The organism is Pseudomonas poae (assembly GCA_028869255.1).
GTDB lineage: Bacteria > Pseudomonadota > Gammaproteobacteria > Pseudomonadales > Pseudomonadaceae > Aquipseudomonas > Aquipseudomonas poae_C.
The window spans coordinates 3,622,274-3,645,187 of sequence record CP110972.1 but is presented as its reverse complement, the minus strand read 5'-3'; the positions used below and the strand labels follow the sequence as shown (position 1 = coordinate 3,645,187).

Sequence of the window (22,914 nt, the reverse complement as noted above, 5' to 3'; positions counted from 1 at the left end):
AAGGCGTCAGTTCAGTCAATTGGCTTGTCGCCTGACACACTGCTTTCGCGAGCAAGCCCGCTCCCACATAAAGCCGATCTCACTGCACTCAGGCCTTTGTCGTCGGCAGTACATCGTTGGCAATCATTTCGCCAAACGGGCCAGTGAGGTTGGTGATGCCGCGCCCGGCAAGGCTCGCGTAGGGTTCCGGCAGCAGCGGGAACACCAGTTCGGCAAAGCGATAGGCTTCTTCCAAGTGCGGGTAGCCGGAGAAGATGAAGCTCTCTATCCCCAGGTCCGCGTATTCCTTGATGCGCTCGGCCACTTGCTGCGGGTTGCCCACCAGCGCGGTGCCGGCGCCGCCACGCACCAGGCCGACACCGGCCCACAGGTTGGGGGCGATTTGCAGGTTGTCGCGGCGCCCGTCGTGCAGGGCGGCCATGCGGCGCTGGCCTTCGGAGTCAAAACGCGAGAAGGATTTTTGCGCGGCAGCGATGGTTTCGTCGCTGATGTGCTCGATCAGTTTGTCGGCGGCTTTCCAGGCGTCTTCTTCGGTTTCACGCACGATCACATGCAGGCGGATGCCGAACTTCACGGTGCGCCCGTGGCGAGCGGCGCGTTCGCGTACATCCGCAAGCTTTTCGGCAACGGCGGCCGGCGGCTCGCCCCAGGTCAGGTACACGTCCACTTGTTCGGCGGCGAGGTCGTGGGCGGCGTCGGAGGAACCGCCGAAGTACAGTGGCGGATAAGGCTTCTGCACCGGTGGGTAAAGTGCCTTGGCATTTTGCACACGCAGGTGTTTGCCTTCGAAATCCACGGATTCGCCCTGCAACACGCGGCGCCAGATACGTAGGAATTCGTCGGAGACTTCATAGCGTTCGCTGTGGTCGAGGAAGCTGCCATCGCCACGGTTTTCGTCCGGGTCGCCACCGGTGACCACGTTGATCAGCAAGCGGCCATTGGACAGGCGATCCAGAGTGGCCGCCATGCGTGCGGAGACGGTGGGCGAGATAATCCCCGGGCGAATTGCCACCAGGTAACGCAGGCGCTCGGTGAGCGGCACCAGTGCCGAAGCGATCACCCAGGAGTCTTCGCACGAGCGCCCGGTAGGAATCAGCACGCCGAAGTAACCCAGGTTGTCAGCCGCCTGGGCAACTTGTTTCAGATAGTTGAGGGTGACCGGCCGTGCACCTTGGTTGGTGCCCAGGTAGTGACCGTCGCCATGCGTCGGCAAAAACCAGAAAACATCCATGACAAATCCTTAAGCGATTTTCAGCAGAGAGGGGGAGTGCGCGGCAAATAAAGGTGCCGCGCGTTCTGCCGCCAGTTGAATACGGGCTTTCAATAACTCACTGGTTATTTGGTAATCGGTGAAGTCGGCCTCGGTGGCGTACACACCGATCGGCAACGTCAGGGCCTGGAAGAAACTGAACAGTGGGCGCAGCTGGTGATCGAGGACCAGCGCATGGCGTTCACTGCCGCCGGTGGCTGCGAGCAATACCGGTGTGTTGATCAGCGCGTTGAGGTCGACCAGGTCGAACAGGTGCTTGAGCAGGCCAGGGTAGGAGCCGCGATAGACCGGCGCGGCGACGATCAGCAGGTCGGCCTGTTCAATGGCCAACAGTTGCGCTTCGACCTCGGCGGGCAACTCATCGCGTGACAATGCGCCGCCCAATGGCCGGGCAATATCGCCCAGTTCGATCAGGGTGGTCTGGATCGGCAGCAAGGTGGCCAGTTCGGCCAGCACGGCTTGGGTCAGCACGAGGGTACGGGACGGGCGCCAGGTACCGCCGGAGAGGGCAACGACATTCAGGGGGACGGGTCATGAACAGTTCCTTTTTCAACAGGGGTTCTTAGCAGGTGTGGTGCAAGGTGTGGAGCAAGAGCTGTACCAACGGCTGCAGCCCTTGATTGGCCGGGCTGCGGCTGCACTGCTGAAAAAACCGGTGTTGCCTGACTGGTGATTTGTTGAATGGCTGTTGCGTGGGCAACAGTTGCGTGGCGAACAGTACCGGTCAGATGTGGAGCCAGTTATAGAGGGTTACATTTATTCCGTAAATGAACGTATTTCCATATTTATAGATCATAAGTGAATATGAAGAGCGGCCTATCGGAGGTCTCTCGATAGTTGATAGCAACTATCAAGGCAGGTGATTTTTCACTGCGAAGGGGCGGGAGTAGCCTGTGTTCATTGACTTAAAACCTCCTTCGCAGAGCCTTCGCCATGAACCGATTTCTCGCTGTTTGCTTACTGATCGTCACTGCTGTGCTGGCCGGATGTGCCACTCATCCTGCACCTGAATTGCGCCCCTACACGGCGGAAGAAACCAAACAGTTGGCCCTGGAGGCACTGAGCCGCCGTGGCTTGTCGTTTGATGAATACCAACAGCAGCGCGCCGCACTGACCGGCCAGCCACAGAAGCCGTTTGGGTTTGATCGCCAGGGCGAAATGAATGCCGAGCGCAGCGTGATGTTGCATGGCCGCCCCAGTTGAGCCGGCGCCCAGCGGCAAAAAAGCCCGAGGATTCCCTTAAGGAACCTCGGGCTTTTTGTTTTCCATGGGGTGACTTCAGCCTCTTAAGCTCAATTTCAGGAGCGTTCCTACGCACATTTAAATAAAGTGGTCCTTCTTTAATGGCATTCGATCCGGTAAACCTGACGACCTCTGTTCCGGCCGATGCCCCTGAGACGCTGTTCTCGGGAACCTGCTCTGCGAGTCTTAACTGTCATGAATAAACGTCCGCTGTACTTCGACTACGCCGCCACCACCCCGGTGGATGAGCGGGTCATCCAGGTGATGGTCGAGTGTCTGGGCTTCAACGCCAATTTCGGTAACCCCGCGTCCAGCTCCCACGCGTTCGGCCAAGCGGCCCGGCAAACGGTCGAGCAGGCGCGTCGCCAGGTCGCCGAGCTGGTTGGTGCCCACCCTGAGCAAATCGTCTGGACCTCCGGTGCCACAGAATCCAACAACCTGGCCATCAAGGGCGTGTTCCAGGCGCGGGGCGTGACGGGTGGGCATATCATCACCAGCCAGATCGAACACAAGGCCACGCTGGACACTGCACGGCAGTTGCAGGAAGCCGGTGTGGCGGTGACCTATCTGGTGCCGGATGCGGATGGCTTGATCAGCGCCGATGCGGTGAGCCAAGCCTTGCGCGAGGACACGTTCCTGGTGTCGCTGATGCTGGTGAATAACGAGTTGGGCACCCTGAATGACATCCCGGCCATCGGTGCCCGTGTGCGTGAACACGGTGCGTTGCTGCACGTGGATGCGGCGCAGGGCGCGGGCAAGGTGGCGATTGACCTGGCACAATGGCCGGTGGATTTAATGTCGTTTTCCGCCCACAAACTGTATGGCCCCAAGGGCATCGGCGCATTGTACGTCGGGCCACGGGCGCAGCAGAAAGTGTTGGCGCAGATTCACGGCGGCGGCCATGAAGGCGGCTTGCGCTCCGGCACCCTGGCGACCCACCAGATCGCGGGCATGGGCACTGCGTTCGCCCTGGCGGCGGCCGCTTTCAATGAGGAGAAGGCAGTGATCGTGGCGTTGCGTCAGCGGTTGCTGAGCCAGCTGGAGGCAGTGGGCGGAGTACGCCTCAATGGCAGCCCGAGCCAGCGCATCCCCCACACCCTCAGCCTCACGTTTGGCGAGGGCGAATTCAATCCCGCCGCGCTGAGCGCAGGCATCGCGTTTTCCGCGACCTCGGCCTGCAACTCGGCCAGCAATGCGCCGTCCCACGTGCTGCTCGCGTTGGGCCATGATGCGCGCAGCGCCGGCCGCACGATTCGCTTGAGCCTGGGCCGCTTTACCACCGAACAGGACATCGACCAGGCCGTGCAGTTGATCAAGGCCGCACTCGCCAGTGCCCCCGCGTTCTGGGCGAGCAACACATAATAATTATTGGTGATTAGCAGGAGACACAATGAGTACGCAGTCCTTGACCCATGGAACGGTTCCCCAGCGCCTGGCGCACACCCGTGAACTGATGAGCCGCGAGGGCATTCACGCCCTGCTGGTGCCGTCGGCCGACCCGCACTTGTCCGAGTACTTGCCGGGTTACTGGCAGGGGCGTCAATGGTTGTCGGGTTTTCATGGCTCGGTGGGAACGTTGATTGTCACCGCAGATTTCGCCGGTGTGTGGGCCGACAGCCGCTACTGGGAACAGGCGACCAAGGAACTCAAGGGCAGCGGCATCGAGTTGGTGAAACTGCAACCGGGCCAACCCGGCCCGCTGGAGTGGCTGGCCGAGCAAACCCCTGAAGGCGGCGTGGTCGCGGTGGACGGCGCAGTAATGGCCGTGGCCTCGGCGCGTACCCTGGGCGGCAAGCTGGCGGAACGCGGCGCACGCCTGCGTACTGATATCGACTTGCTGAATGAAGTCTGGCAAGACCGCCCAACGTTGCCGAACCAACCGATCTATCAACACCTGCCGCCGCAAGCCACGGTCAGTCGTGGCGAAAAGCTCGCCGCACTGCGCGCCAGCTTGAAAGAGAAGAACGCGGATTGGCATTTTATCGCCACCCTGGATGACATCGCCTGGTTGTTCAACCTGCGCGGCGGTGACGTTTCGTTTAACCCGGTGTTTGTGTCCTTTGCCTTGATCAATCAGCAGCAGGCCACCTTGTTTGTGGCGCTGAGCAAAGTCGATGCGGCGCTGCGGGCTGTACTGGAGCAGGAGGGTGTCACCCTGCGCGACTACAGTGAAGTGGCCGATGCATTGCGCGCCGTGCCGGCGGGGGCCAGCGTGCAGGTCGACCCGGCCCGTGTGACGGCGGGCTTGCTGGAAAACCTCGATGCCGGGGTCAAGCTGATCGAAGGGCTCAACCCGACCACGCTGGCCAAATCGCGCAAGAGCCTGGCCGACGCGGAGCATATCCGCCAGGCCATGGAACAGGATGGCGCGGCATTGTGCGAATTCTTCGCCTGGCTGGACAGCGCCCTGGGGCGCGAGCGCATCACCGAACTGACCATCGACGAACACCTGACCGCTGCGCGCACCCGTCGCCCGGGTTATGTGTCGCTGAGTTTCAACACCATTGCTGCGTACAACGCCAATGGCGCGATGCCGCATTACCACGCCACTGAAGAAGAGCATGCGCTGATCGAAGGCGATGGTTTGCTGCTGATCGATTCGGGTGGCCAGTACCTGGGCGGCACCACAGATATCACGCGGATGGTGCCCATCGGTACGCCGAGTGAAGAACAGAAACGCGATTGCACCCGGGTGCTCAAGGGTGTCATTGCCTTGTCCCGTGCGCAGTTCCCCAAGGGCATTCTGTCGCCGTTGCTGGATTCGATCGCGCGTGCGCCGATTTGGGCTGAAGGCGTGGACTACGGCCACGGTACCGGGCACGGCGTAGGGTATTTCCTCAATGTGCACGAAGGCCCGCAAGTGATCGCCTACCAGGCCGCCACGGCACCACAAACCGCGATGCAGCCGGGCATGATCACTTCCATTGAACCGGGTACTTATCGCCCCGGGCGTTGGGGCGTGCGTATCGAAAACCTGGTGTTGAACCGTGAGGCGGGCAAGACCGAATTCGGTGAGTTCCTCAGGTTCGAAACCCTGACCTTGTGCCCGATCGACACCCGCTGCCTGGAGCCGTCGCTGCTCACGGCGGATGAGCGCGAGTGGTTCAACGCCTACCACGCCGAAGTGCGTGAACGCTTGAGCCCGCTGCTTACTGGCGCGGCGCTTGAATGGTTACAGCTGCGCACTGCGGCTATTTGATCGGTTGCAGTTCAGGCGCCTCGGTCAGGGCGCCATGAACGCCTTGACCCGGGCCGACTGCCGACGATTGGGCGCCGTCACCGAATGGGTTGGCACATAAAGTGTTGACCCGGGGAGCGGACTGCTCGGGCGATTACTTGCAGATGACGATCATGCTGCGGCTGGTGTAGCCGGCAGGATTGAGGCCGAAGGGGTAGTCCCCTGGCTCCTCGGAATTGTCACCGGACTTGGCGATAACCCGGTAGCCCTTGGCGCCACACGAATTGGTTGCACTGGTGTAGCACTGATCCCAGGAGGACGACAGGCCGGAACAGTTGATATGCAGCCCTTTTTTGCCCCGTTTCACTTCTGTCTTGGTGGTCGCCGCGCAGCCAGCAATAGCTACGACCATGAACAGTATCAAAATTCGCTTCATTCCTATCCTTAATAGCCGCTTCACATGCTTGAAGCTGGCTCTACTCGCTCTCGAGTATAGCGTTCGCGCTCTCCCTGGCGAAAATCTCCATGAATGACATTCGTTTGCAGCTTAAACATGGCCTAAATGAGCGGCAAATACCAGAGCTACATTCAAAGATGCTTCAATCCGCTGGAACCAGTGGCGCTGACTCTTTACGCATCGTTACCGTTGCGCCTACGGAGGCCAGAATGATGCAGGTGATGGCCAGCCATTGCGCCAGGGACAAGTGCTCGTGCAGGAACAGCAGCCCGGAGAGCGCGCCGAACGCTGGTTCGATGCTCATGAGGGTGCCGAAAGTGCGGGCGGGCAGGCGAGTCAGCGCGACCATCTCCAGGGTGTAGGGCAGGGCGGTGGACAAAATGGCAACGCCAATTGCGACGGGAATCAAGGCAGGGCTCAGCAGCGCAGCGCCCGCATGGACGATGCCGATAGGCGCGACAAACAAGGCTGCGATCATCACGCCGAGGGCAGCGGTTTGCACGCCGTTGTCGTTACCCGCCTTCTGTCCGTACAGAATGTAGAGTGCCCAGCAGACACCAGCCCCCAGTGCATACGCCGCGCCGAGCAAGTCGATACCGCTGCTGGCTTCGCCGATGGGGATCAGCAACAGCAAGCCGATGATTGCCAGCGCAATCCACAGGAAGTCTACCGCCCGCCGTGAGGCGTAGATCGCTACGGCGAGCGGCCCTGTGAACTCGAGTGCGACCGCAATGCCCAGAGGGACGCTGCGCAATGACATATAGAAGAGAAAGTTCATGCCGCCCAGGGCCATCCCGTAGACGATCACGGTGCGCAGGGATTTGGCTGTCAGCGTGGCGCGCCATGGGCGTAATAGAAGCAGCATGATCACACTGGCGAAAATCAGGCGCAGGGCGGTGGTGCCTTGGGCGCCGACCACAGGGAACATGCTCTTGGCCAGCGAGGCGCCGGACTGGATGGAGGCCATGGCGATCAACAGCAGGCCGACAGGAAACAATGCCGAGGCCAGGCTGCGAGGGGAGGTGGTCATTGGAGGTGTTCGTCCGAGGTCATATTAAGAGAAGCAGAGGGCGCTATGATGCTTAACTGTTTGGCGTTGAGCAATATATTGCTCAATTATCCTTTTGCAGCACGCTATCACGCTATATAGAAGGGATTTACCGGCTCACGGCTCGATTGATAGAAAAACCAAATTAAGGGTTGACGGCAGATTCTGGAAGTCTATAATTCGCCCCACTTCCGGCGCAGTCGAAACGGAAAACTCCTTGGTAAACAAAGAGTTATGCGAGATTCGACAGCGAGATGCTTCAGTTCATCGAAGCCCAGAAGGAGTTGGTAGGGCAGTGTTGTTTGGCTCTATTAACGTTTCGATCTTCTCGGTCGAAAGCGGAGAAAAAGAGGTGTTGACAGCAGCGTGTAACGCTGTAGAATTCGCCTCCCGCTAACGAGAGATCGGAAGCGCAAGTGGTTGAAGTTGTTGAAGAAATCTTCGAAAACTTCTGAAAATAATCACTTGACAGCAAATGAGGCTGCTGTAGAATGCGCGCCTCGGTTGAGACGAAAGATCTTAACCAACCGCTCTTTAACAACTGAATCAAGCAATTCGTGTGGGTGCTTGTGGAGTCAGACTGATAGTCAACAAGATTATCAGCATCACAAGTTACTCCGCGAGAAATCAAAGATGTAACCAACGATTGCTGAGCCAAGTTTAGGGTTTCTTAAAAACCCAAAGATGTTTGAACTGAAGAGTTTGATCATGGCTCAGATTGAACGCTGGCGGCAGGCCTAACACATGCAAGTCGAGCGGTAGAGAGAAGCTTGCTTCTCTTGAGAGCGGCGGACGGGTGAGTAATGCCTAGGAATCTGCCTGGTAGTGGGGGATAACGTTCGGAAACGGACGCTAATACCGCATACGTCCTACGGGAGAAAGCAGGGGACCTTCGGGCCTTGCGCTATCAGATGAGCCTAGGTCGGATTAGCTAGTTGGTGAGGTAATGGCTCACCAAGGCGACGATCCGTAACTGGTCTGAGAGGATGATCAGTCACACTGGAACTGAGACACGGTCCAGACTCCTACGGGAGGCAGCAGTGGGGAATATTGGACAATGGGCGAAAGCCTGATCCAGCCATGCCGCGTGTGTGAAGAAGGTCTTCGGATTGTAAAGCACTTTAAGTTGGGAGGAAGGGCAGTTACCTAATACGTGATTGTTTTGACGTTACCGACAGAATAAGCACCGGCTAACTCTGTGCCAGCAGCCGCGGTAATACAGAGGGTGCAAGCGTTAATCGGAATTACTGGGCGTAAAGCGCGCGTAGGTGGTTTGTTAAGTTGGATGTGAAATCCCCGGGCTCAACCTGGGAACTGCATTCAAAACTGACTGACTAGAGTATGGTAGAGGGTGGTGGAATTTCCTGTGTAGCGGTGAAATGCGTAGATATAGGAAGGAACACCAGTGGCGAAGGCGACCACCTGGACTAATACTGACACTGAGGTGCGAAAGCGTGGGGAGCAAACAGGATTAGATACCCTGGTAGTCCACGCCGTAAACGATGTCAACTAGCCGTTGGAAGCCTTGAGCTTTTAGTGGCGCAGCTAACGCATTAAGTTGACCGCCTGGGGAGTACGGCCGCAAGGTTAAAACTCAAATGAATTGACGGGGGCCCGCACAAGCGGTGGAGCATGTGGTTTAATTCGAAGCAACGCGAAGAACCTTACCAGGCCTTGACATCCAATGAACTTTCTAGAGATAGATTGGTGCCTTCGGGAACATTGAGACAGGTGCTGCATGGCTGTCGTCAGCTCGTGTCGTGAGATGTTGGGTTAAGTCCCGTAACGAGCGCAACCCTTGTCCTTAGTTACCAGCACGTAATGGTGGGCACTCTAAGGAGACTGCCGGTGACAAACCGGAGGAAGGTGGGGATGACGTCAAGTCATCATGGCCCTTACGGCCTGGGCTACACACGTGCTACAATGGTCGGTACAGAGGGTTGCCAAGCCGCGAGGTGGAGCTAATCCCATAAAACCGATCGTAGTCCGGATCGCAGTCTGCAACTCGACTGCGTGAAGTCGGAATCGCTAGTAATCGCGAATCAGAATGTCGCGGTGAATACGTTCCCGGGCCTTGTACACACCGCCCGTCACACCATGGGAGTGGGTTGCACCAGAAGTAGCTAGTCTAACCTTCGGGAGGACGGTTACCACGGTGTGATTCATGACTGGGGTGAAGTCGTAACAAGGTAGCCGTAGGGGAACCTGCGGCTGGATCACCTCCTTAATCGACGACATCAGCTGCTCCATAAGTTCCCACACGAATTGCTTGATTCATTGAAGAAGACGATAAGAAGCAGCCCGAAATTGGGTCTGTAGCTCAGTTGGTTAGAGCGCACCCCTGATAAGGGTGAGGTCGGCAGTTCGAATCTGCCCAGACCCACCAATTTTGTGTGGGAAACGCCTGTAGAAATACGGGGCCATAGCTCAGCTGGGAGAGCGCCTGCCTTGCACGCAGGAGGTCAACGGTTCGATCCCGTTTGGCTCCACCACTACTGCTTCTGAAGTTTTGAAAGCTTAGAAATGAGCATTCCATCAAATTGATGGTGAATGTTGATTTCTAGTCTTTGATTAGATTGTTCTTTAAAAATTTGGGTATGTGATAGAAAGATAGACTGAACGTTACTTTCACTGGTAACGGATCAGGCTAAGGTAAAATTTGTGAGTTCTCTTAATTGAGAAATTCGAATTTTCGGCGAATGTTGTCTTCACAGTATAACCAGATTGCTTGGGGTTATATGGTCAAGTGAAGAAGCGCATACGGTGGATGCCTTGGCAGTCAGAGGCGATGAAAGACGTGGTAGCCTGCGAAAAGCTTCGGGGAGTCGGCAAACAGACTTTGATCCGGAGATGTCTGAATGGGGGAACCCAGCCATCATAAGATGGTTATCTTGTACTGAATACATAGGTGCAAGAGGCGAACCAGGGGAACTGAAACATCTAAGTACCCTGAGGAAAAGAAATCAACCGAGATTCCCTTAGTAGTGGCGAGCGAACGGGGACTAGCCCTTAAGTGGCTTTGAGATTAGCGGAACGCTCTGGAAAGTGCGGCCATAGTGGGTGATAGCCCTGTACGCGAAAATCTCTTAGTCATGAAATCGAGTAGGACGGAGCACGAGAAACTTTGTCTGAATATGGGGGGACCATCCTCCAAGGCTAAATACTACTGACTGACCGATAGTGAACTAGTACCGTGAGGGAAAGGCGAAAAGAACCCCCGGAGAGGGGAGTGAAATAGATCCTGAAACCGTATGCGTACAAGCAGTGGGAGCCCACTTTGTTGGGTGACTGCGTACCTTTTGTATAATGGGTCAGCGACTTATTTTCAGTGGCGAGCTTAACCGAATAGGGGAGGCGTAGCGAAAGCGAGTCTTAATAGGGCGTCTAGTCGCTGGGAATAGACCCGAAACCGGGCGATCTATCCATGGGCAGGTTGAAGGTTGGGTAACACTAACTGGAGGACCGAACCGACTACCGTTGAAAAGTTAGCGGATGACCTGTGGATCGGAGTGAAAGGCTAATCAAGCTCGGAGATAGCTGGTTCTCCTCGAAAGCTATTTAGGTAGCGCCTCATGTATCACTGTAGGGGGTAGAGCACTGTTTCGGCTAGGGGTCATCCCGACTTACCAAACCGATGCAAACTCCGAATACCTACAAGTGCCGAGCATGGGAGACACACGGCGGGTGCTAACGTCCGTCGTGAAAAGGGAAACAACCCAGACCGTCAGCTAAGGTCCCAAAGTTATGGTTAAGTGGGAAACGATGTGGGAAGGCTTAGACAGCTAGGAGGTTGGCTTAGAAGCAGCCACCCTTTAAAGAAAGCGTAATAGCTCACTAGTCGAGTCGGCCTGCGCGGAAGATGTAACGGGGCTCAAACCATACACCGAAGCTACGGGTATCACGTAAGTGATGCGGTAGAGGAGCGTTCTGTAAGCCTGTGAAGGTGAGTTGAGAAGCTTGCTGGAGGTATCAGAAGTGCGAATGCTGACATGAGTAACGACAATGGGTGTGAAAAACACCCACGCCGAAAGACCAAGGTTTCCTGCGCAACGTTAATCGACGCAGGGTTAGTCGGTCCCTAAGGCGAGGCTGAAAAGCGTAGTCGATGGAAAACAGGTTAATATTCCTGTACTTCTGGTTATTGCGATGGAGGGACGGAGAAGGCTAGGCCAGCTTGGCGTTGGTTGTCCAAGTTTAAGGTGGTAGGCTGAGATCTTAGGTAAATCCGGGATCTTAAGGCCGAGAGCTGATGACGAGTTAACTTTTAGTTAACGAAGTGGTTGATGCCATGCTTCCAAGAAAAGCTTCTAAGCTTCAGGTAACCAGGAACCGTACCCCAAACCGACACAGGTGGTTGGGTAGAGAATACCAAGGCGCTTGAGAGAACTCGGGTGAAGGAACTAGGCAAAATGGCACCGTAACTTCGGGAGAAGGTGCGCCGGTGAGGGTGAAGGACTTGCTCCGTAAGCTCATGCCGGTCGAAGATACCAGGCCGCTGCGACTGTTTATTAAAAACACAGCACTCTGCAAACACGAAAGTGGACGTATAGGGTGTGACGCCTGCCCGGTGCCGGAAGGTTAATTGATGGGGTTAGCTAACGCGAAGCTCTTGATCGAAGCCCCGGTAAACGGCGGCCGTAACTATAACGGTCCTAAGGTAGCGAAATTCCTTGTCGGGTAAGTTCCGACCTGCACGAATGGCGTAACGATGGCGGCGCTGTCTCCACCCGAGACTCAGTGAAATTGAAATCGCTGTGAAGATGCAGTGTATCCGCGGCTAGACGGAAAGACCCCGTGAACCTTTACTATAGCTTTGCACTGGACTTTGAATTTGCTTGTGTAGGATAGGTGGGAGGCTTTGAAGCGTGGACGCCAGTCTGCGTGGAGCCAACCTTGAAATACCACCCTGGCAACTTTGAGGTTCTAACTCAGGTCCGTTATCCGGATCGAGGACAGTGTATGGTGGGTAGTTTGACTGGGGCGGTCTCCTCCTAAAGAGTAACGGAGGAGTACGAAGGTGCGCTCAGACCGGTCGGAAATCGGTCGTAGAGTATAAAGGCAAAAGCGCGCTTGACTGCGAGACAGACACGTCGAGCAGGTACGAAAGTAGGTCTTAGTGATCCGGTGGTTCTGTATGGAAGGGCCATCGCTCAACGGATAAAAGGTACTCCGGGGATAACAGGCTGATACCGCCCAAGAGTTCATATCGACGGCGGTGTTTGGCACCTCGATGTCGGCTCATCACATCCTGGGGCTGAAGCCGGTCCCAAGGGTATGGCTGTTCGCCATTTAAAGTGGTACGCGAGCTGGGTTTAGAACGTCGTGAGACAGTTCGGTCCCTATCTGCCGTGGACGTTTGAGATTTGAGAGGGGCTGCTCCTAGTACGAGAGGACCGGAGTGGACGAACCTCTGGTGTTCCGGTTGTCACGCCAGTGGCATTGCCGGGTAGCTATGTTCGGAATAGATAACCGCTGAAAGCATCTAAGCGGGAAACTAGCCTCAAGATGAGATCTCACTGGAACCTTGAGTTCCCTGAAGGGCCGTCGAAGACTACGACGTTGATAGGTTGGGTGTGTAAGCGCTGTGAGGCGTTGAGCTAACCAATACTAATTGCCCGTGAGGCTTGACCATATAACACCCAAGCAATTTGCTGACCTGAGAAGGCGCCAGATTGCGGTGTGTGAAGACGAAATGAACCGAAAGTTCGACGCTTACAAACACCGAAAGCTATCACATACCCAATTTGCTGAAGCGAGGCCAGCTGGTCACGACTCAGTACCCGAATTTCTTGACGACCATAGAGCATTGGAACCACCTGATCCCATCCCGAACTCAGTAGTGAAACGATGCATCGCCGATGGTAGTGTGGGGTTTCCCCATGTGAGAGTAGGTCATCGTCAAGATTAAATTCCAGAACCCCTGTTTGCTAACGCAAACAGGGGTTTTGTTTTGGGCGGTCGGAAAGTGGACTTGGCAGGGCGCGGCAGATTTCCATCGGCAGTGACCATGCCGCCTTCGGCTTGGCGGCCTTATTGGGCCCTGAACCCTCCTTTTATGAAAAATATGCACCCACCGCATGCCGTTGGGGAAATCGATGCAAAGTGTTTCTGCATTTTTGGTATGGTGCAGCACATTTTCACAAGGATTGATCTTTATCCGCAGGATGCGGCGTCGACCTTCTTCAATGAGATGCTGTAGAAATGCCTGAACCGATACCCATCAAGGATCACGAAAAAGAAAACCGCTTGGTTAACAAGCGCCTGCTCGCCTGCGCGCTGTTGGTGATTGGCATTACCTGCGCCCTGGTGGGCCGCATGTATTTCCTGCAAGTGGTGCAGTACGACTACCACTCCACTATTTCTGAAAACAACCGGGTGCACGTACTGCCCATTACGCCGACTCGCGGGTTGATCTACGACCGCAACGGCGTGGTGCTGGCCGACAACCGCCCCAGCTATAACCTGACCATCACCCGCGAGCGCACCACCGACCTCAAGGGTGAACTCGACGCCATCGTCAACGTGCTGCACCTGCCTGCCGAAGACCGTGCCGTGTTCGACAAGGCTTTAAAGCAGGCCCGCCACCCGTTCGTGCCGGTAACCCTGTTTTACGAGCTGACCGAGGAGCAGATCGCGGTACTGGCCGTGAACGAGTTTCGCTTGCCCGGAGTAGATGTAGAACCGCAATTCGTCCGTCACTACCCGTTGGGCGCGCACTTTGCGCACTCCATCGGTTATGTGGGGCGTATCAACGAGAAAGAGTCCAAGGCCCTCGATTCGGTGGAGTACCGTGGCACCCAGTCCATCGGCAAAACCGGTATCGAGCGTTTCTACGAGTCCGAGTTGCATGGCCATGTCGGTTATGAAGAGGTCGAGACCAATGCCCAGGGGCGCGTGCTGCGCGTACTCAAGCACACCGACCCGATCCCCGGCAAAAACATTGTCCTGAGCCTCGACGTCCATCTCCAGGAAGCGGCAGAAGAAGCCCTGGGCGACCGCCGGGGATCGGTGGTCGCTCTCGACCCACAAACCGGCGAAGTGCTGGCCATGGTCAGCAAGCCGAGTTTCGACCCGAACCTGTTCGTCACCGGCATCAGCTTCAAGGAGTATGCCGCGCTGCACGACTCCATCGACCGGCCGCTGTTCAACCGCGTCCTCAGGGGGCTCTACGCGCCGGGCTCGACCATCAAGCCGGAAGTGGCGATCGCCGGCCTCGACAGCGGTGTCGTGACTGCCCAAACCCGCGTGTTCGACCCCGGCTACTACCAGCTCCCCGACTTTGACCACAAATACCGCAACTGGAACCACAGCGGCGACGGTTGGGTGGACATGGACGCCGCCATCATGCGCTCCAACGACACCTACTTTTACGACCTTGCCCATAAACTCGGCATCGACCGCCTGCACGACTACCTGGCCGAGTTCGGGCTGGGTCAGAAAGTCTCCCTGGATATGTTCGAAGAGTCCGCCGGCCTGATGCCCTCCCAGGCATGGAAACGTGCAACCCGCCGCCAGCCCTGGTTCCCTGGCGAAACCGTAATCCTCGGCATTGGCCAGGGCTACATGCAAGTCACGCCATTGCAACTGGCCCAGGCGACGGCGCTGATCGCCAACAAGGGCGTGTGGAATCGACCGCACCTGGCCAAGACCATCAATGGCGTGCCGCCGGTGGACGAGAACCCGATGCCCAACGTGGTCCTCAAGGACCCGCGTGACTGGGAACAGGTGAACCACGGCATGCAACTGGTGATGCATGACCCGCGCGGCATTGCCCGGGCCGCCGCGCAGGGCGCGCAATATCGGATTGCCGGCAAGAGCGGTACTGCGCAAGTGGTCGCGATCAAACAGGGCGAGCGCTACAACCGTGAGAAGACCTTGGAACGTCACCGCGACAACGCCTTGTTTGTTGGCTTTGCCCCGGCGGAACATCCGAAAATCGTGATTTCGGTGATGATCGAAAACGGCGAGGCGGGGGGCGCGTGGCAGGCCCGGTGGTGCGGCAGATCATGGATGCCTGGTTGCTCGACCAGGAAGGCCACCTGAAGCCGCAATACGCAACCCCGGCCAAAGCACCGGGAGACCCACGCGTCTAAGTCATGCCTCCCACTCGTCCCACTGCTCTATGCCTTCACAGGCCAGCCAGGGCACGTCGTGGGCCGTCCAGATGTGCGCGGTGGGCCTGACGCCCGGATCATCATCCAGCGTCGCCACCCGCACGATCACATGGGGCTGATGCCCACGTTCGGCCATCAGATGTGAGCCGCAACGTGAGCAGAAATGCCTGAATTTGCCTGGCGAAGACTCGAACGACGACAGCAGTGCCTCGCCTTGCGTCCAGCGAAAATGCTCGCGCATCACCCCAGCTGTCGCTACAAACGCGGCTGCATGCACCTTGCGGCAACTGTCGCAGTGGCAGTGGCTGATGGGCATGTCCAGGCTGTCGACCTGGTAGCGCACACCTTTACAGAAGCAACTTCCATTCAATGGATCAGTCATAACGTATTGCCGGGTCAAGGACGGGATCATCATCATTGCTTACAACCCAAGGTTGCGCATTGTTTGATGTCGCCTACTGTCAATGGAGGAGGTGACTTATGCACGTATTAGATCGCATAGAACGCAAGGTCCTGCTGAACGCTTCACGCAAACAGGTTTGGGAAGCACTCACCAATGCCGAGCACTTCGGCAACTGGTTCGGGATTGCCCTTAAGGGCAAAACCTTTGTCGCGGGGGAAACCATCGAGGCGCCGATCACTTATCCGGGTTACGAACATGTGATCTGGAAAGCCAAAATCGAACGCATTCTGCCGCAAACGCTGTTTTCTTTCTGGTGGCACCCTTTTGCGGTCGAGAAGGGCGTCGACTACGACCAGGAGACCCCGACACTGGTGGAATTCACTATTGAGGACCGCGCACCGGGCATTCTGCTACGGGTGGTCGAGTCCGGCTTTGACGCAGTGCCGCAGGCCCGCCGCCAAAAAGCCTTCAAGATGAACTCCCGGGGCTGGGATGAGCAGATGGGCAACATCGAGACCTATCTCAGTCGCGCCCGTCAGGCCTGACCTCAACGGGCATCATGATTGATGCCCGTTTTTACGGCAGTCAGCCTTCGTGAGCGGTGGTGATTTCCAGGGTGTCGGTAAACGTCACCAGCACACTTTGCCCAACCTTGAGGTCTTTGAGGCCGGCCTGGATTTGCGGTTTTTCCACGTTCAACACTTTCTTCACGCCGGCTGGATTTTCCAGGGTGACCTGGTTTTTCTGCAGGTCGATATGGGTGATCTTCAGTTGCACCTGCACCTGGCGGAAGGCTGCACCACCTGGGTTGGGGTTATCGGCGGTGGCGCGGATCACGCCGGTTTTTTCGCTGGCATCCGGCGCGCTTTTGTCCACGTCGGTGTCCAGCACGGCAGCGACCGAGTGCGTGGTCAGTACATTCACCTGGTCGCCAACCTTGAGGTTGCCCAGATCCTTGGCGGCATCGCTGAGTTGTACATGCACCGGGCCACCATCGGCGCCCTGGAGTACCACCTGGTGCTTGGCGGCGTCCACGGCCAGCACCTTGGTGGTGACTTCATCGGCTTCAAGGGATTTGGACAAGGGGATATCGGCAGCGAAGGCGCTGAGGTTGCCGGCGGCCAGGAGCGTAGCCAGGGCGATGGCCTGGCGAAGAGGGTGAGCTGCTTTCATTGACAGGACTTCCTTGTGAGTTAAGCCACTGAGTCTAGTGGTGAGTCAGCGATGCGCAAATCCACGGTCGCCTCGGGTCAGGTAGCCGCCCAACGCCGATTCCCAGTATTGGGTATTGGCCACGTTCTCCACTGTGGCCCCCAGTGTCACGTCACGCTGTAGCGCGCCCATATCGAAGCGGTTCCAGGTCGGCAGGCTCAGGTTGTTGGCGGCGTCGGCGTACTGGCCGTCGGTGCGCAACTTACGCCCGTTCACGCTCACGCCTTGCAGGCCGGGCAGGGGCTCACCGAACACAGTCAGCGCTGCACCCGAGTGTCGCACCGTAGATGTGCCTATCGACGTTGACGCCAACTTCAGTCTGCTTTGAACGGGCGGAAAGGGCTCCGATGCAAAGGACAGGAATTATTATTAACGTATTGCAACAAATTTATGAGATTGCACTCTGCGTGCACGTGTTTGTGCGGATGCCGAGTAGAATCACGCCCTGAAAGCGATTCCTGAGGTGCGGTACGGTGGATTTACAGCAGGGTTTTGTCCTGACCCGGCATTGGCGCGATACCCCGGCGGGCACGGAGGTCAGTTTTTGGCTGGCCACTGACCAGGGCCCACGGTGTCTGCGCCTACCCGTGCAGACCTCGGTGATGTTTATCCCCGAAGCCCATCGCAAGCCGCTGGATTGGCTGCTCAAGGGCGAGCGCGATATCGAGTTGCGCCCACTGCAGCTGTGCGATTTTCACCACCGCCCCGTGTTGGGCCTCTACACCCGCCAGCACCGCCAGGCGATGGACGTGGAAAAACGCCTGCGCGCCGCCGGCGTCGATGTCTACGAAGGCGATGTACGCCCGCCCGAGCGTTACATGATGGAGCGCTTCATCACCGCTCCGGTGTGGTTCGGCGGCACACCGGATGCCGACGGCACGCTGCTCGACGCGCAGATGAAGCCCGCGCCCGATTACCGGCCGCCACTGAAACTGGTGTCCCTGGACATCGAGACCACCGCCCAGGGCGACCTCTATTCCATCGCCCTCGAAGGTTGCGGCGAGCGCCAGGTGTACATGCTCGGCCCGCCGAATAAACCCGATGCAGTGGACTTCAAGCTCGACTACTGCGACACCCGTGCCCAACTGCTCGAACGCCTTAACCAATGGCTTGCCACCCATGACCCCGACGCGATCATCGGCTGGAATGTGGTGCAGTTCGACCTGCGCGTTCTCCACGAACACGCCCAACGCCTCGGCGTGCCACTGCTGCTGGGGCGTGGTGGTGAAGCCATGGCCTGGCGCGAACACGGCAGCCGCAATCACTATTTCGCCGCGGCGGCGGGCGCTTGATCATCGATGGCATCGAAGCCCTGCGCTCGGCCACTTGGAGTTTCGAGTCCTTCAGCCTGGAAAACGTCGCGCAAACCCTGCTCGGCGAGGGCAAGGACATCTCCACGCCGTACCAGCGCATGGACGAAATCAACCGCATGTTCGCCGAGGACAAGCCCGCCCTGGCCCGCTACAACCTCAAGGACTGCGAGCTGGTCACGCGGATTTTCGCGAAGACTGAACTGCTCAAGTTCCTGCTCGAACGCGCCAGCGTCACCGGGCTACCGGCCGACCGCAACGGTGGCTCGGTGGCGGCGTTCACCCACCTGTATATGCCGCTGATGCACCGCCAGGGCTTCGTGGCGCCGAACCTGGGGGACAAACCGCCCCAGGCCAGCCCCGGCGGGTTTGTCATGGACTCGCGCCCCGGCCTCTACGAATCGGTACTGGTGCTCGATTACAAAAGCCTTTACCCGTCGATCATCCGCAGTTTTCTGATCGACCCGGTGGGCCTGATTGAGGGGCTCAAGCACCCCGACGACAGCGAGTCCGTGGAAGGCTTTCGCGGCGCACGTTTCTCGCGTACCCGGCATTGCCTGCCATCCATTGTGGCGCGGGTTTCCGAGGGCCGCGAAGAGGCCAAGCGCAACCACAACGCGCCGCTGTCCCAGGCATTGAAAATCATCATGAACGCGTTTTACGGCGTGCTCGGCTCCAGCGGTTGCCGGTTCTTCGACACGCGGTTGGCCTCGTCGATCACGATGCGCGGGCACCAGATCATGCGTCAGACCCGTGAGCTGGTCGAAGCCCAGGGCTATGAAGTGATCTACGGCGACACCGATTCCACCTTCGTCTGGCTCGGCAGCGCGCATTCCCAGGAGGATGCCGGGCGCATCGGCCAGGCGCTGGTGCAGCACGTCAACGCATGGTGGCGTGAGCATCTGCACAGCGCGTACGGACTGCAAAGCGCCCTGGAGCTGCAATACGAAACCCACTTCAGCCGGTTCCTGATGCCGACCATTCGCGGCGCGGAGGAGGGCAGCAAAAGCGCTACGCCGGCCTGGTGGTACGCGGCGACGGCAGCGAAGAGATGGTCTACAAGGGCCTGGAAACCGTGCGCAGCGACTGGTCGCCCCTGGCTCGGCAATTCCAGCAAGAGCTCTACCAGCGCATCTTCCACCGCCAGCCCCATCAGGACTACATCCGCGACTACGTGCGCCGCACCTTGAGCGGTGAGTTCGACGAATTGCTGATCTACCGCAAACGCCTGCGCCGTCGGCTGGATGACTACGAGCGCAACGTACCGCCGCATGTGCGCGCCGCACGCCTGGCCGATGAGTACAACGACCGCCTGGGGCGCCCGCGCCAGTACCAGCGCGGTGGCTGGATCAGCTATGTGATCAGCGTCAACGGCCCCGAGCCGTTGGAAGTGCGCCAGGCGCCGATTGACTACGACCACTACGTCACTCGGCAACTGCAGCCGGTGGCCGATGCGATTCTGCCGTTTGTGAATGACGATTTCGCGACCTTGGTCGGTGGGCAGATGGGCCTGTTCTAAAACGCTTGATTCAGGTTGTCGGGAGGCTGCACTCTTGGGCTCTCACGACCCCTGACGGCGCTGCTTCCATGACGCATATCACCCTGACCGGCACTACGGTCGAACTGCTGCCCCTGCAACCGGAACACAAGCCTGCGCTGCTCGAAGCCGCCGCCGATGGCGAGTTGTGGAACCTCAAGGTCACCAATGTGCCCGGCCCGGACACGGTCGACAACTACATCGACACCGCGATGGCCGGGCGGGAGGCGGGCAGCGTGATCCCGTTTACCATCGTGCGCAAAGCCACCGGCCAGGTGGTCGGCAGTACGCGGTTCTGGAAGGTCGACCGGGTCAATCGCAAGCTGGAAATCGGGCATACCTGGCTGGCGCAATCCACGCAAAAAAGCGGCATTAACACGGAAGCCAAACTGTTGTTGCTGACCTACGCTTTCGAGGTGCTGGACTGCGTGCGCGTGCAATTCACCACCGATGAACTTAACGAAAAGTCCCGCGCCGCGATCCTGCGCCTGGGGGCCGTGCAAGAAGGCATCGTGCGCCACGAACGCATCATGCCCGACGGGCGCAAGCGCAACTCGGTGCGCTTCAGCATCATCGATGCGGAATGGCCGCAGGTGAAGGCCAATTTGCAGGCCAAACTGCAACGCTAGGAGGAATGGCCCATGTACACGCTCTATGGCATCGACGAATCCGGCTCCTGCATGATTGAAATTGCCCTGCAGCGCTGTGCAGTGCCGTGGCGACGGGTGGATGCAGCCTCTTGGGCGGACGGCGCGGGCAGCGATGAACTGGCCCGCATCAACCCGCTCAAACAGGTGCCCACCCTGGTCACCCCCGAGGGCCAGGTGCTGACCGAAAGCGCGGCGATTCTGATCCACCTCGGCCTGGAGTTTCCCGACGCGCATCTACTGGGCGGGGATCGCGGTCAGGTCCTGCGTGGCCTGGTGTACATCGCCGCCAATTGTTACTCGGCAATCGGCATCATCGACTACCCGCAGCGCTGGCTGGGCAACGCCGATGAGGCAGTGCAGGCGCAATTGGTCACCGGTACTCGCCGTTACTTGCACCAGGCCTGGGTGGTGTTTGCCGAACAGTTTGCCGGCCAGCTGTTCGCCGCGAACGGTGCGCCGAATGCACTGGGGATCATGGCGGCGGCGGTGTCGCGCTGGGATGAGGCGCGGGAGGCGTTGGGCGCCCTGGCCCCAGGCTTTTCCCAGACCCTGGCGCAGGTGGATGCCGACCCCGTCGTAGCGCCCGTATTTGCGCGGCATTGGCCGGACTGGAACGCCGCCTGATGTTGCGCAATCAAACGAAACAATAACCCTGGAACCCGGCCAACCCCTTGCGTAGCGGGCGTCCTGACCTAGGCTTTCTGAACGTGGTGCAGGAATCATCCTTGAATTTGACTGTCGCAGACATGAAACTCAAGAACCCTGCATGAAATTCAAAGGAGGTGCGCATGCTCATCCGGTCGCTGACCCTGGCTACCTTGATGGCTTTTACGGGGCCGCTGTTGGCTGCTGATGATATCAACCCGCTCAAGCAGGACTTGGGCAAAGCCCGGCCGCTGGTGGTGGTGGAGCTTGATTCCGGCAACGAGACCTTGGCGACGCTCAAGAAACAGCTGGATGAGCCTGCCACCAAGCAGTCCTTTGAAGAGCGCAGCATGGTGTTCTACACCGTGAAGTTCGGCAGCATCGGTGCTGAAGGCGAGAAGTTCGCCAAGGACCCGAAGGACAACAAGAAACTCACGCCGCCTGAAACCAATGCGCTGATCCGCGCCCTCAAGCTGGGCGCCGGCAGCGGCACCAAAGTGATCCTGGTGGGTAAGGACGGCGAGAAGAAAGTCGAGAAGACCGTGCCACCGGATACCCTCGACCTGAAAGAGTTTTTCAGCGCAATCGACCAGATGCCGATGGCCGAAAAAGAAACCGCCGCCCCGGCCGAGCCCGAACCTGCCGCAGCGGCCCCGGCCCCGGCCAAAGGTGCCAAGCCGGCCAAGCACGGCAGCAAGCCCGCCCCTCAGCAACTCGACGATTGAAACACCATGCCCAATGTGGGAACGACGGTGCGCCGCTCCCACGTTGGCTCTCCAGCGCTCTTAAGTTGTAGCCTTTTCCCTGGTCGCTTTACGCACCGGAAACGGAAAGTAGAAAAACCGCAAAAACGCCACCCGCTTGATCACTTCCCCGATCAACAACGGCACCACCACCGCCACCACAAAACCGATGCAGGCCGCGACAAACGCGTGCAGCCCCAGACGCTCCATCAGGTCGAAGGTCTTGTGCTGGATCTCGCCATGAAAAATCAGCAGGATCAGGGTCGACTGGCCGATATAGGTCATCACCCGGGTGATCAGTGCCGACACCATCAACACCTTCGCCAACGCCCAGCACAGGTACACGCCAATCACCGCCAGCAGGCTGGTCCACAGCCAGTGGTCGTAGCGGCGCTGCGCCAGGTCCATGGTGTCGCCCCGGTAGAGGAACACGGCGGCAAACAGCGCCACCGAGATCAGCAAGGTCAGCAGTGACCCGGCATGGCTGCGCAGCCAGTCACGCAGCAGGTAGCCGTAGACGAAACAGGCGCTGCTGATCAGGGTGATATCCAGGCTGAACGGCAGCCCGGGCAGCACCCAGGTTTGCCCGCCGAGGGTGACCGGCAATTGCCAGAAGAGCGGCAGCATCCAGATGCCCACCAGCAACGGCACCAGCATCAGCGCGCAACTCACGGCCAGCGGCAGGCGCTGGATCAGTCGCAGCAACACCCAACTGAACAGGATCGCTACCCAAAAGTGCGGCAGGAACCACAGCGCCTGCCACGGGATGGTATCCACCGAGGCGTACAGCACGCCGCCGATATCCGGCAGCAACGGTTGGCCCCGCAGCACATCGCGCACGATCACATACACCAGCATGGTGAAGAAAAACGGCTTGAGCAGGCCATCCGCCTTGCGCACCGCCATCTCCCCAAAAGGTTGTTCCGGCTTGAACAGCACCCCCGACAGAAAGAAGAACAACGGCAACACGAACGACGCCAGGATCGGGTACATCAGGTCCCGGGACGTGGCGACAAACCAGCTGTGGGCATACACGATCACCAGGATGCCGATGCCTTTGGCGATGTCCATTTGTATCCAACGATGTTTCATTCGAGTTTCCCCG

Annotated in this window: 14 protein-coding genes, 2 tRNA genes, 3 rRNA genes and 3 pseudogenes; 14 read left to right on the top strand and 8 right to left on the bottom strand. The window is 58.3% G+C overall.

Annotated features, from left to right (window positions below):
- Positions 1-88: 88 nt before the first annotated feature.
- A complete protein-coding gene (gene ssuD, locus LRS56_16295; GenBank protein ID WDU60459.1) occupies positions 89-1,231 on the bottom strand; it encodes an FMNH2-dependent alkanesulfonate monooxygenase in 1,143 nt (380 codons plus the stop codon).
- Positions 1,232-1,240: 9 nt separating this feature from the next.
- Complete coding sequence (msuE, locus tag LRS56_16290) at positions 1,241-1,792, bottom strand: FMN reductase (protein WDU65763.1); 552 nt, start codon at positions 1,790-1,792, stop codon at positions 1,241-1,243.
- Between the two features lie 411 nt (positions 1,793-2,203).
- On the opposite strand from msuE, the gene LRS56_16285 reads away from it, so the two are divergent.
- The 3 genes from LRS56_16285 (at position 2,204) to LRS56_16275 (ending at position 5,711) form a co-directional block, all read left to right on the top strand.
- Positions 2,204-2,473: a hypothetical protein gene (locus tag LRS56_16285; protein ID WDU60458.1), complete on the top strand. Its 270-nt coding sequence runs from the start codon at positions 2,204-2,206 to the stop codon at positions 2,471-2,473.
- Between the two features lie 234 nt (positions 2,474-2,707).
- Positions 2,708-3,874 carry an aminotransferase class V-fold PLP-dependent enzyme gene (locus LRS56_16280; GenBank protein WDU60457.1) on the top strand — a complete coding sequence of 389 codons (1,167 nt, stop codon included), beginning with the start codon at positions 2,708-2,710 and terminating at the stop codon, positions 3,872-3,874.
- Between the two features lie 28 nt (positions 3,875-3,902).
- Positions 3,903-5,711: an aminopeptidase P family protein gene (locus tag LRS56_16275; protein WDU60456.1), complete on the top strand. Its 1,809-nt coding sequence runs from the start codon at positions 3,903-3,905 to the stop codon at positions 5,709-5,711.
- A 133-nt stretch (positions 5,712-5,844) separates the two neighbouring features.
- Here LRS56_16275 and LRS56_16270 read toward each other — a convergent pair whose 3' ends face one another.
- Entirely contained in the window at positions 5,845-6,126 is a 282-nt protein-coding gene (locus LRS56_16270; GenBank protein WDU60455.1) for a hypothetical protein, read from the bottom strand.
- A 163-nt stretch (positions 6,127-6,289) separates the two neighbouring features.
- The gene (gene rhtA / locus LRS56_16265; GenBank protein ID WDU60454.1) at positions 6,290-7,177 is read right to left on the bottom strand and encodes a threonine/homoserine exporter RhtA; all 888 of its coding nucleotides are present in this window, start codon (positions 7,175-7,177) and stop codon (positions 6,290-6,292) included.
- Positions 7,178-7,885: 708 nt separating this feature from the next.
- Between rhtA and LRS56_16260 the strand changes: the two genes are divergently transcribed.
- The 6 genes and pseudogenes from LRS56_16260 to mrdA all read left to right on the top strand — a co-directional run bounded on the left by LRS56_16260 (position 7,886) and on the right by mrdA (position 15,288).
- Positions 7,886-9,422 (top strand): 16S ribosomal RNA (locus LRS56_16260).
- Between the two features lie 82 nt (positions 9,423-9,504).
- Positions 9,505-9,581 (top strand) — tRNA-Ile (locus tag LRS56_16255).
- Between the two features lie 30 nt (positions 9,582-9,611).
- A tRNA-Ala gene (locus LRS56_16250) sits at positions 9,612-9,687 on the top strand.
- A gap of 248 nt (positions 9,688-9,935) precedes the next feature.
- Positions 9,936-12,827 (top strand): 23S ribosomal RNA (locus LRS56_16245).
- A 156-nt stretch (positions 12,828-12,983) separates the two neighbouring features.
- Positions 12,984-13,099: ribosomal RNA gene (gene rrf, locus LRS56_16240) — 5S ribosomal RNA — on the top strand.
- The 16S, 23S and 5S rRNA genes sit together here with 2 tRNA genes alongside, the layout of an rRNA operon.
- A 297-nt stretch (positions 13,100-13,396) precedes the next feature.
- Positions 13,397-15,288 (top strand): annotated as a pseudogene (mrdA, locus tag LRS56_16235) (penicillin-binding protein 2).
- A gap of 1 nt (position 15,289) precedes the next feature.
- On the opposite strand, the gene LRS56_16230 reads toward mrdA, so the two are convergent.
- Positions 15,290-15,691 (bottom strand): GFA family protein, encoded by a 402-nt coding sequence (locus tag LRS56_16230; protein ID WDU60453.1) that lies wholly within the window; start codon positions 15,689-15,691, stop codon positions 15,290-15,292.
- 98 nt (positions 15,692-15,789) lie between these two features.
- On the opposite strand from LRS56_16230, the gene LRS56_16225 reads away from it, so the two are divergent.
- Positions 15,790-16,257: an SRPBCC family protein gene (locus tag LRS56_16225; GenBank protein ID WDU60452.1), complete on the top strand. Its 468-nt coding sequence runs from the start codon at positions 15,790-15,792 to the stop codon at positions 16,255-16,257.
- Positions 16,258-16,297: 40 nt separating this feature from the next.
- Here the strand turns inward: LRS56_16225 and LRS56_16220 are convergent, their stop codons facing one another.
- Positions 16,298-16,885 carry a hypothetical protein gene (locus LRS56_16220; protein ID WDU60451.1) on the bottom strand — a complete coding sequence of 196 codons (588 nt, stop codon included), beginning with the start codon at positions 16,883-16,885 and terminating at the stop codon, positions 16,298-16,300.
- Between the two features lie 45 nt (positions 16,886-16,930).
- Positions 16,931-17,258 (bottom strand): annotated as a pseudogene (locus LRS56_16215) (TonB-dependent siderophore receptor).
- A gap of 139 nt (positions 17,259-17,397) precedes the next feature.
- Here LRS56_16215 and LRS56_16210 point away from each other — a divergent pair.
- The 4 genes and pseudogenes from LRS56_16210 to LRS56_16195 all read left to right on the top strand — a co-directional run bounded on the left by LRS56_16210 (position 17,398) and on the right by LRS56_16195 (position 21,791).
- Positions 17,398-19,753: pseudogene (locus tag LRS56_16210) on the top strand (DNA polymerase II).
- 68 nt (positions 19,754-19,821) lie between these two features.
- Entirely contained in the window at positions 19,822-20,400 is a 579-nt protein-coding gene (locus LRS56_16205; GenBank protein ID WDU60450.1) for a GNAT family protein, read from the top strand.
- A 12-nt stretch (positions 20,401-20,412) separates the two neighbouring features.
- Entirely contained in the window at positions 20,413-21,045 is a 633-nt protein-coding gene (locus LRS56_16200; protein WDU60449.1) for a glutathione S-transferase, read from the top strand.
- A gap of 164 nt (positions 21,046-21,209) precedes the next feature.
- Positions 21,210-21,791, top strand: coding sequence for a DUF4174 domain-containing protein (locus LRS56_16195; protein ID WDU60448.1), 582 nt, complete (start codon positions 21,210-21,212; stop codon positions 21,789-21,791).
- Positions 21,792-21,851: 60 nt separating this feature from the next.
- Here LRS56_16195 and LRS56_16190 read toward each other — a convergent pair whose 3' ends face one another.
- Entirely contained in the window at positions 21,852-22,901 is a 1,050-nt protein-coding gene (locus LRS56_16190) for an acyltransferase family protein (GenBank protein ID WDU60447.1), read from the bottom strand.
- Between the last annotated feature and the right edge of the window lie 13 nt (positions 22,902-22,914).

Coding starts and splice junctions, on each gene's coding strand:
- ssuD (WDU60459.1), bottom strand. CDS start 1,231: ATGGATGTTTTCTGGTTTTTGCCGACGCATGGCGACGGTCACTACCTG.
- LRS56_16285 (WDU60458.1), top strand. CDS start 2,204: ATGAACCGATTTCTCGCTGTTTGCTTACTGATCGTCACTGCTGTGCTG.
- LRS56_16280 (WDU60457.1), top strand. CDS start 2,708: ATGAATAAACGTCCGCTGTACTTCGACTACGCCGCCACCACCCCGGTG.
- LRS56_16275 (WDU60456.1), top strand. CDS start 3,903: ATGAGTACGCAGTCCTTGACCCATGGAACGGTTCCCCAGCGCCTGGCG.
- LRS56_16270 (WDU60455.1), bottom strand. CDS start 6,126: ATGAAGCGAATTTTGATACTGTTCATGGTCGTAGCTATTGCTGGCTGC.
- rhtA (WDU60454.1), bottom strand. CDS start 7,177: ATGACCACCTCCCCTCGCAGCCTGGCCTCGGCATTGTTTCCTGTCGGC.
- LRS56_16230 (WDU60453.1), bottom strand. CDS start 15,691: ATGACTGATCCATTGAATGGAAGTTGCTTCTGTAAAGGTGTGCGCTAC.
- LRS56_16225 (WDU60452.1), top strand. CDS start 15,790: ATGCACGTATTAGATCGCATAGAACGCAAGGTCCTGCTGAACGCTTCA.
- LRS56_16220 (WDU60451.1), bottom strand. CDS start 16,885: ATGAAAGCAGCTCACCCTCTTCGCCAGGCCATCGCCCTGGCTACGCTC.
- LRS56_16205 (WDU60450.1), top strand. CDS start 19,822: ATGACGCATATCACCCTGACCGGCACTACGGTCGAACTGCTGCCCCTG.
- LRS56_16200 (WDU60449.1), top strand. CDS start 20,413: ATGTACACGCTCTATGGCATCGACGAATCCGGCTCCTGCATGATTGAA.
- LRS56_16195 (WDU60448.1), top strand. CDS start 21,210: ATGCTCATCCGGTCGCTGACCCTGGCTACCTTGATGGCTTTTACGGGG.
- LRS56_16190 (WDU60447.1), bottom strand. CDS start 22,901: ATGAAACATCGTTGGATACAAATGGACATCGCCAAAGGCATCGGCATC.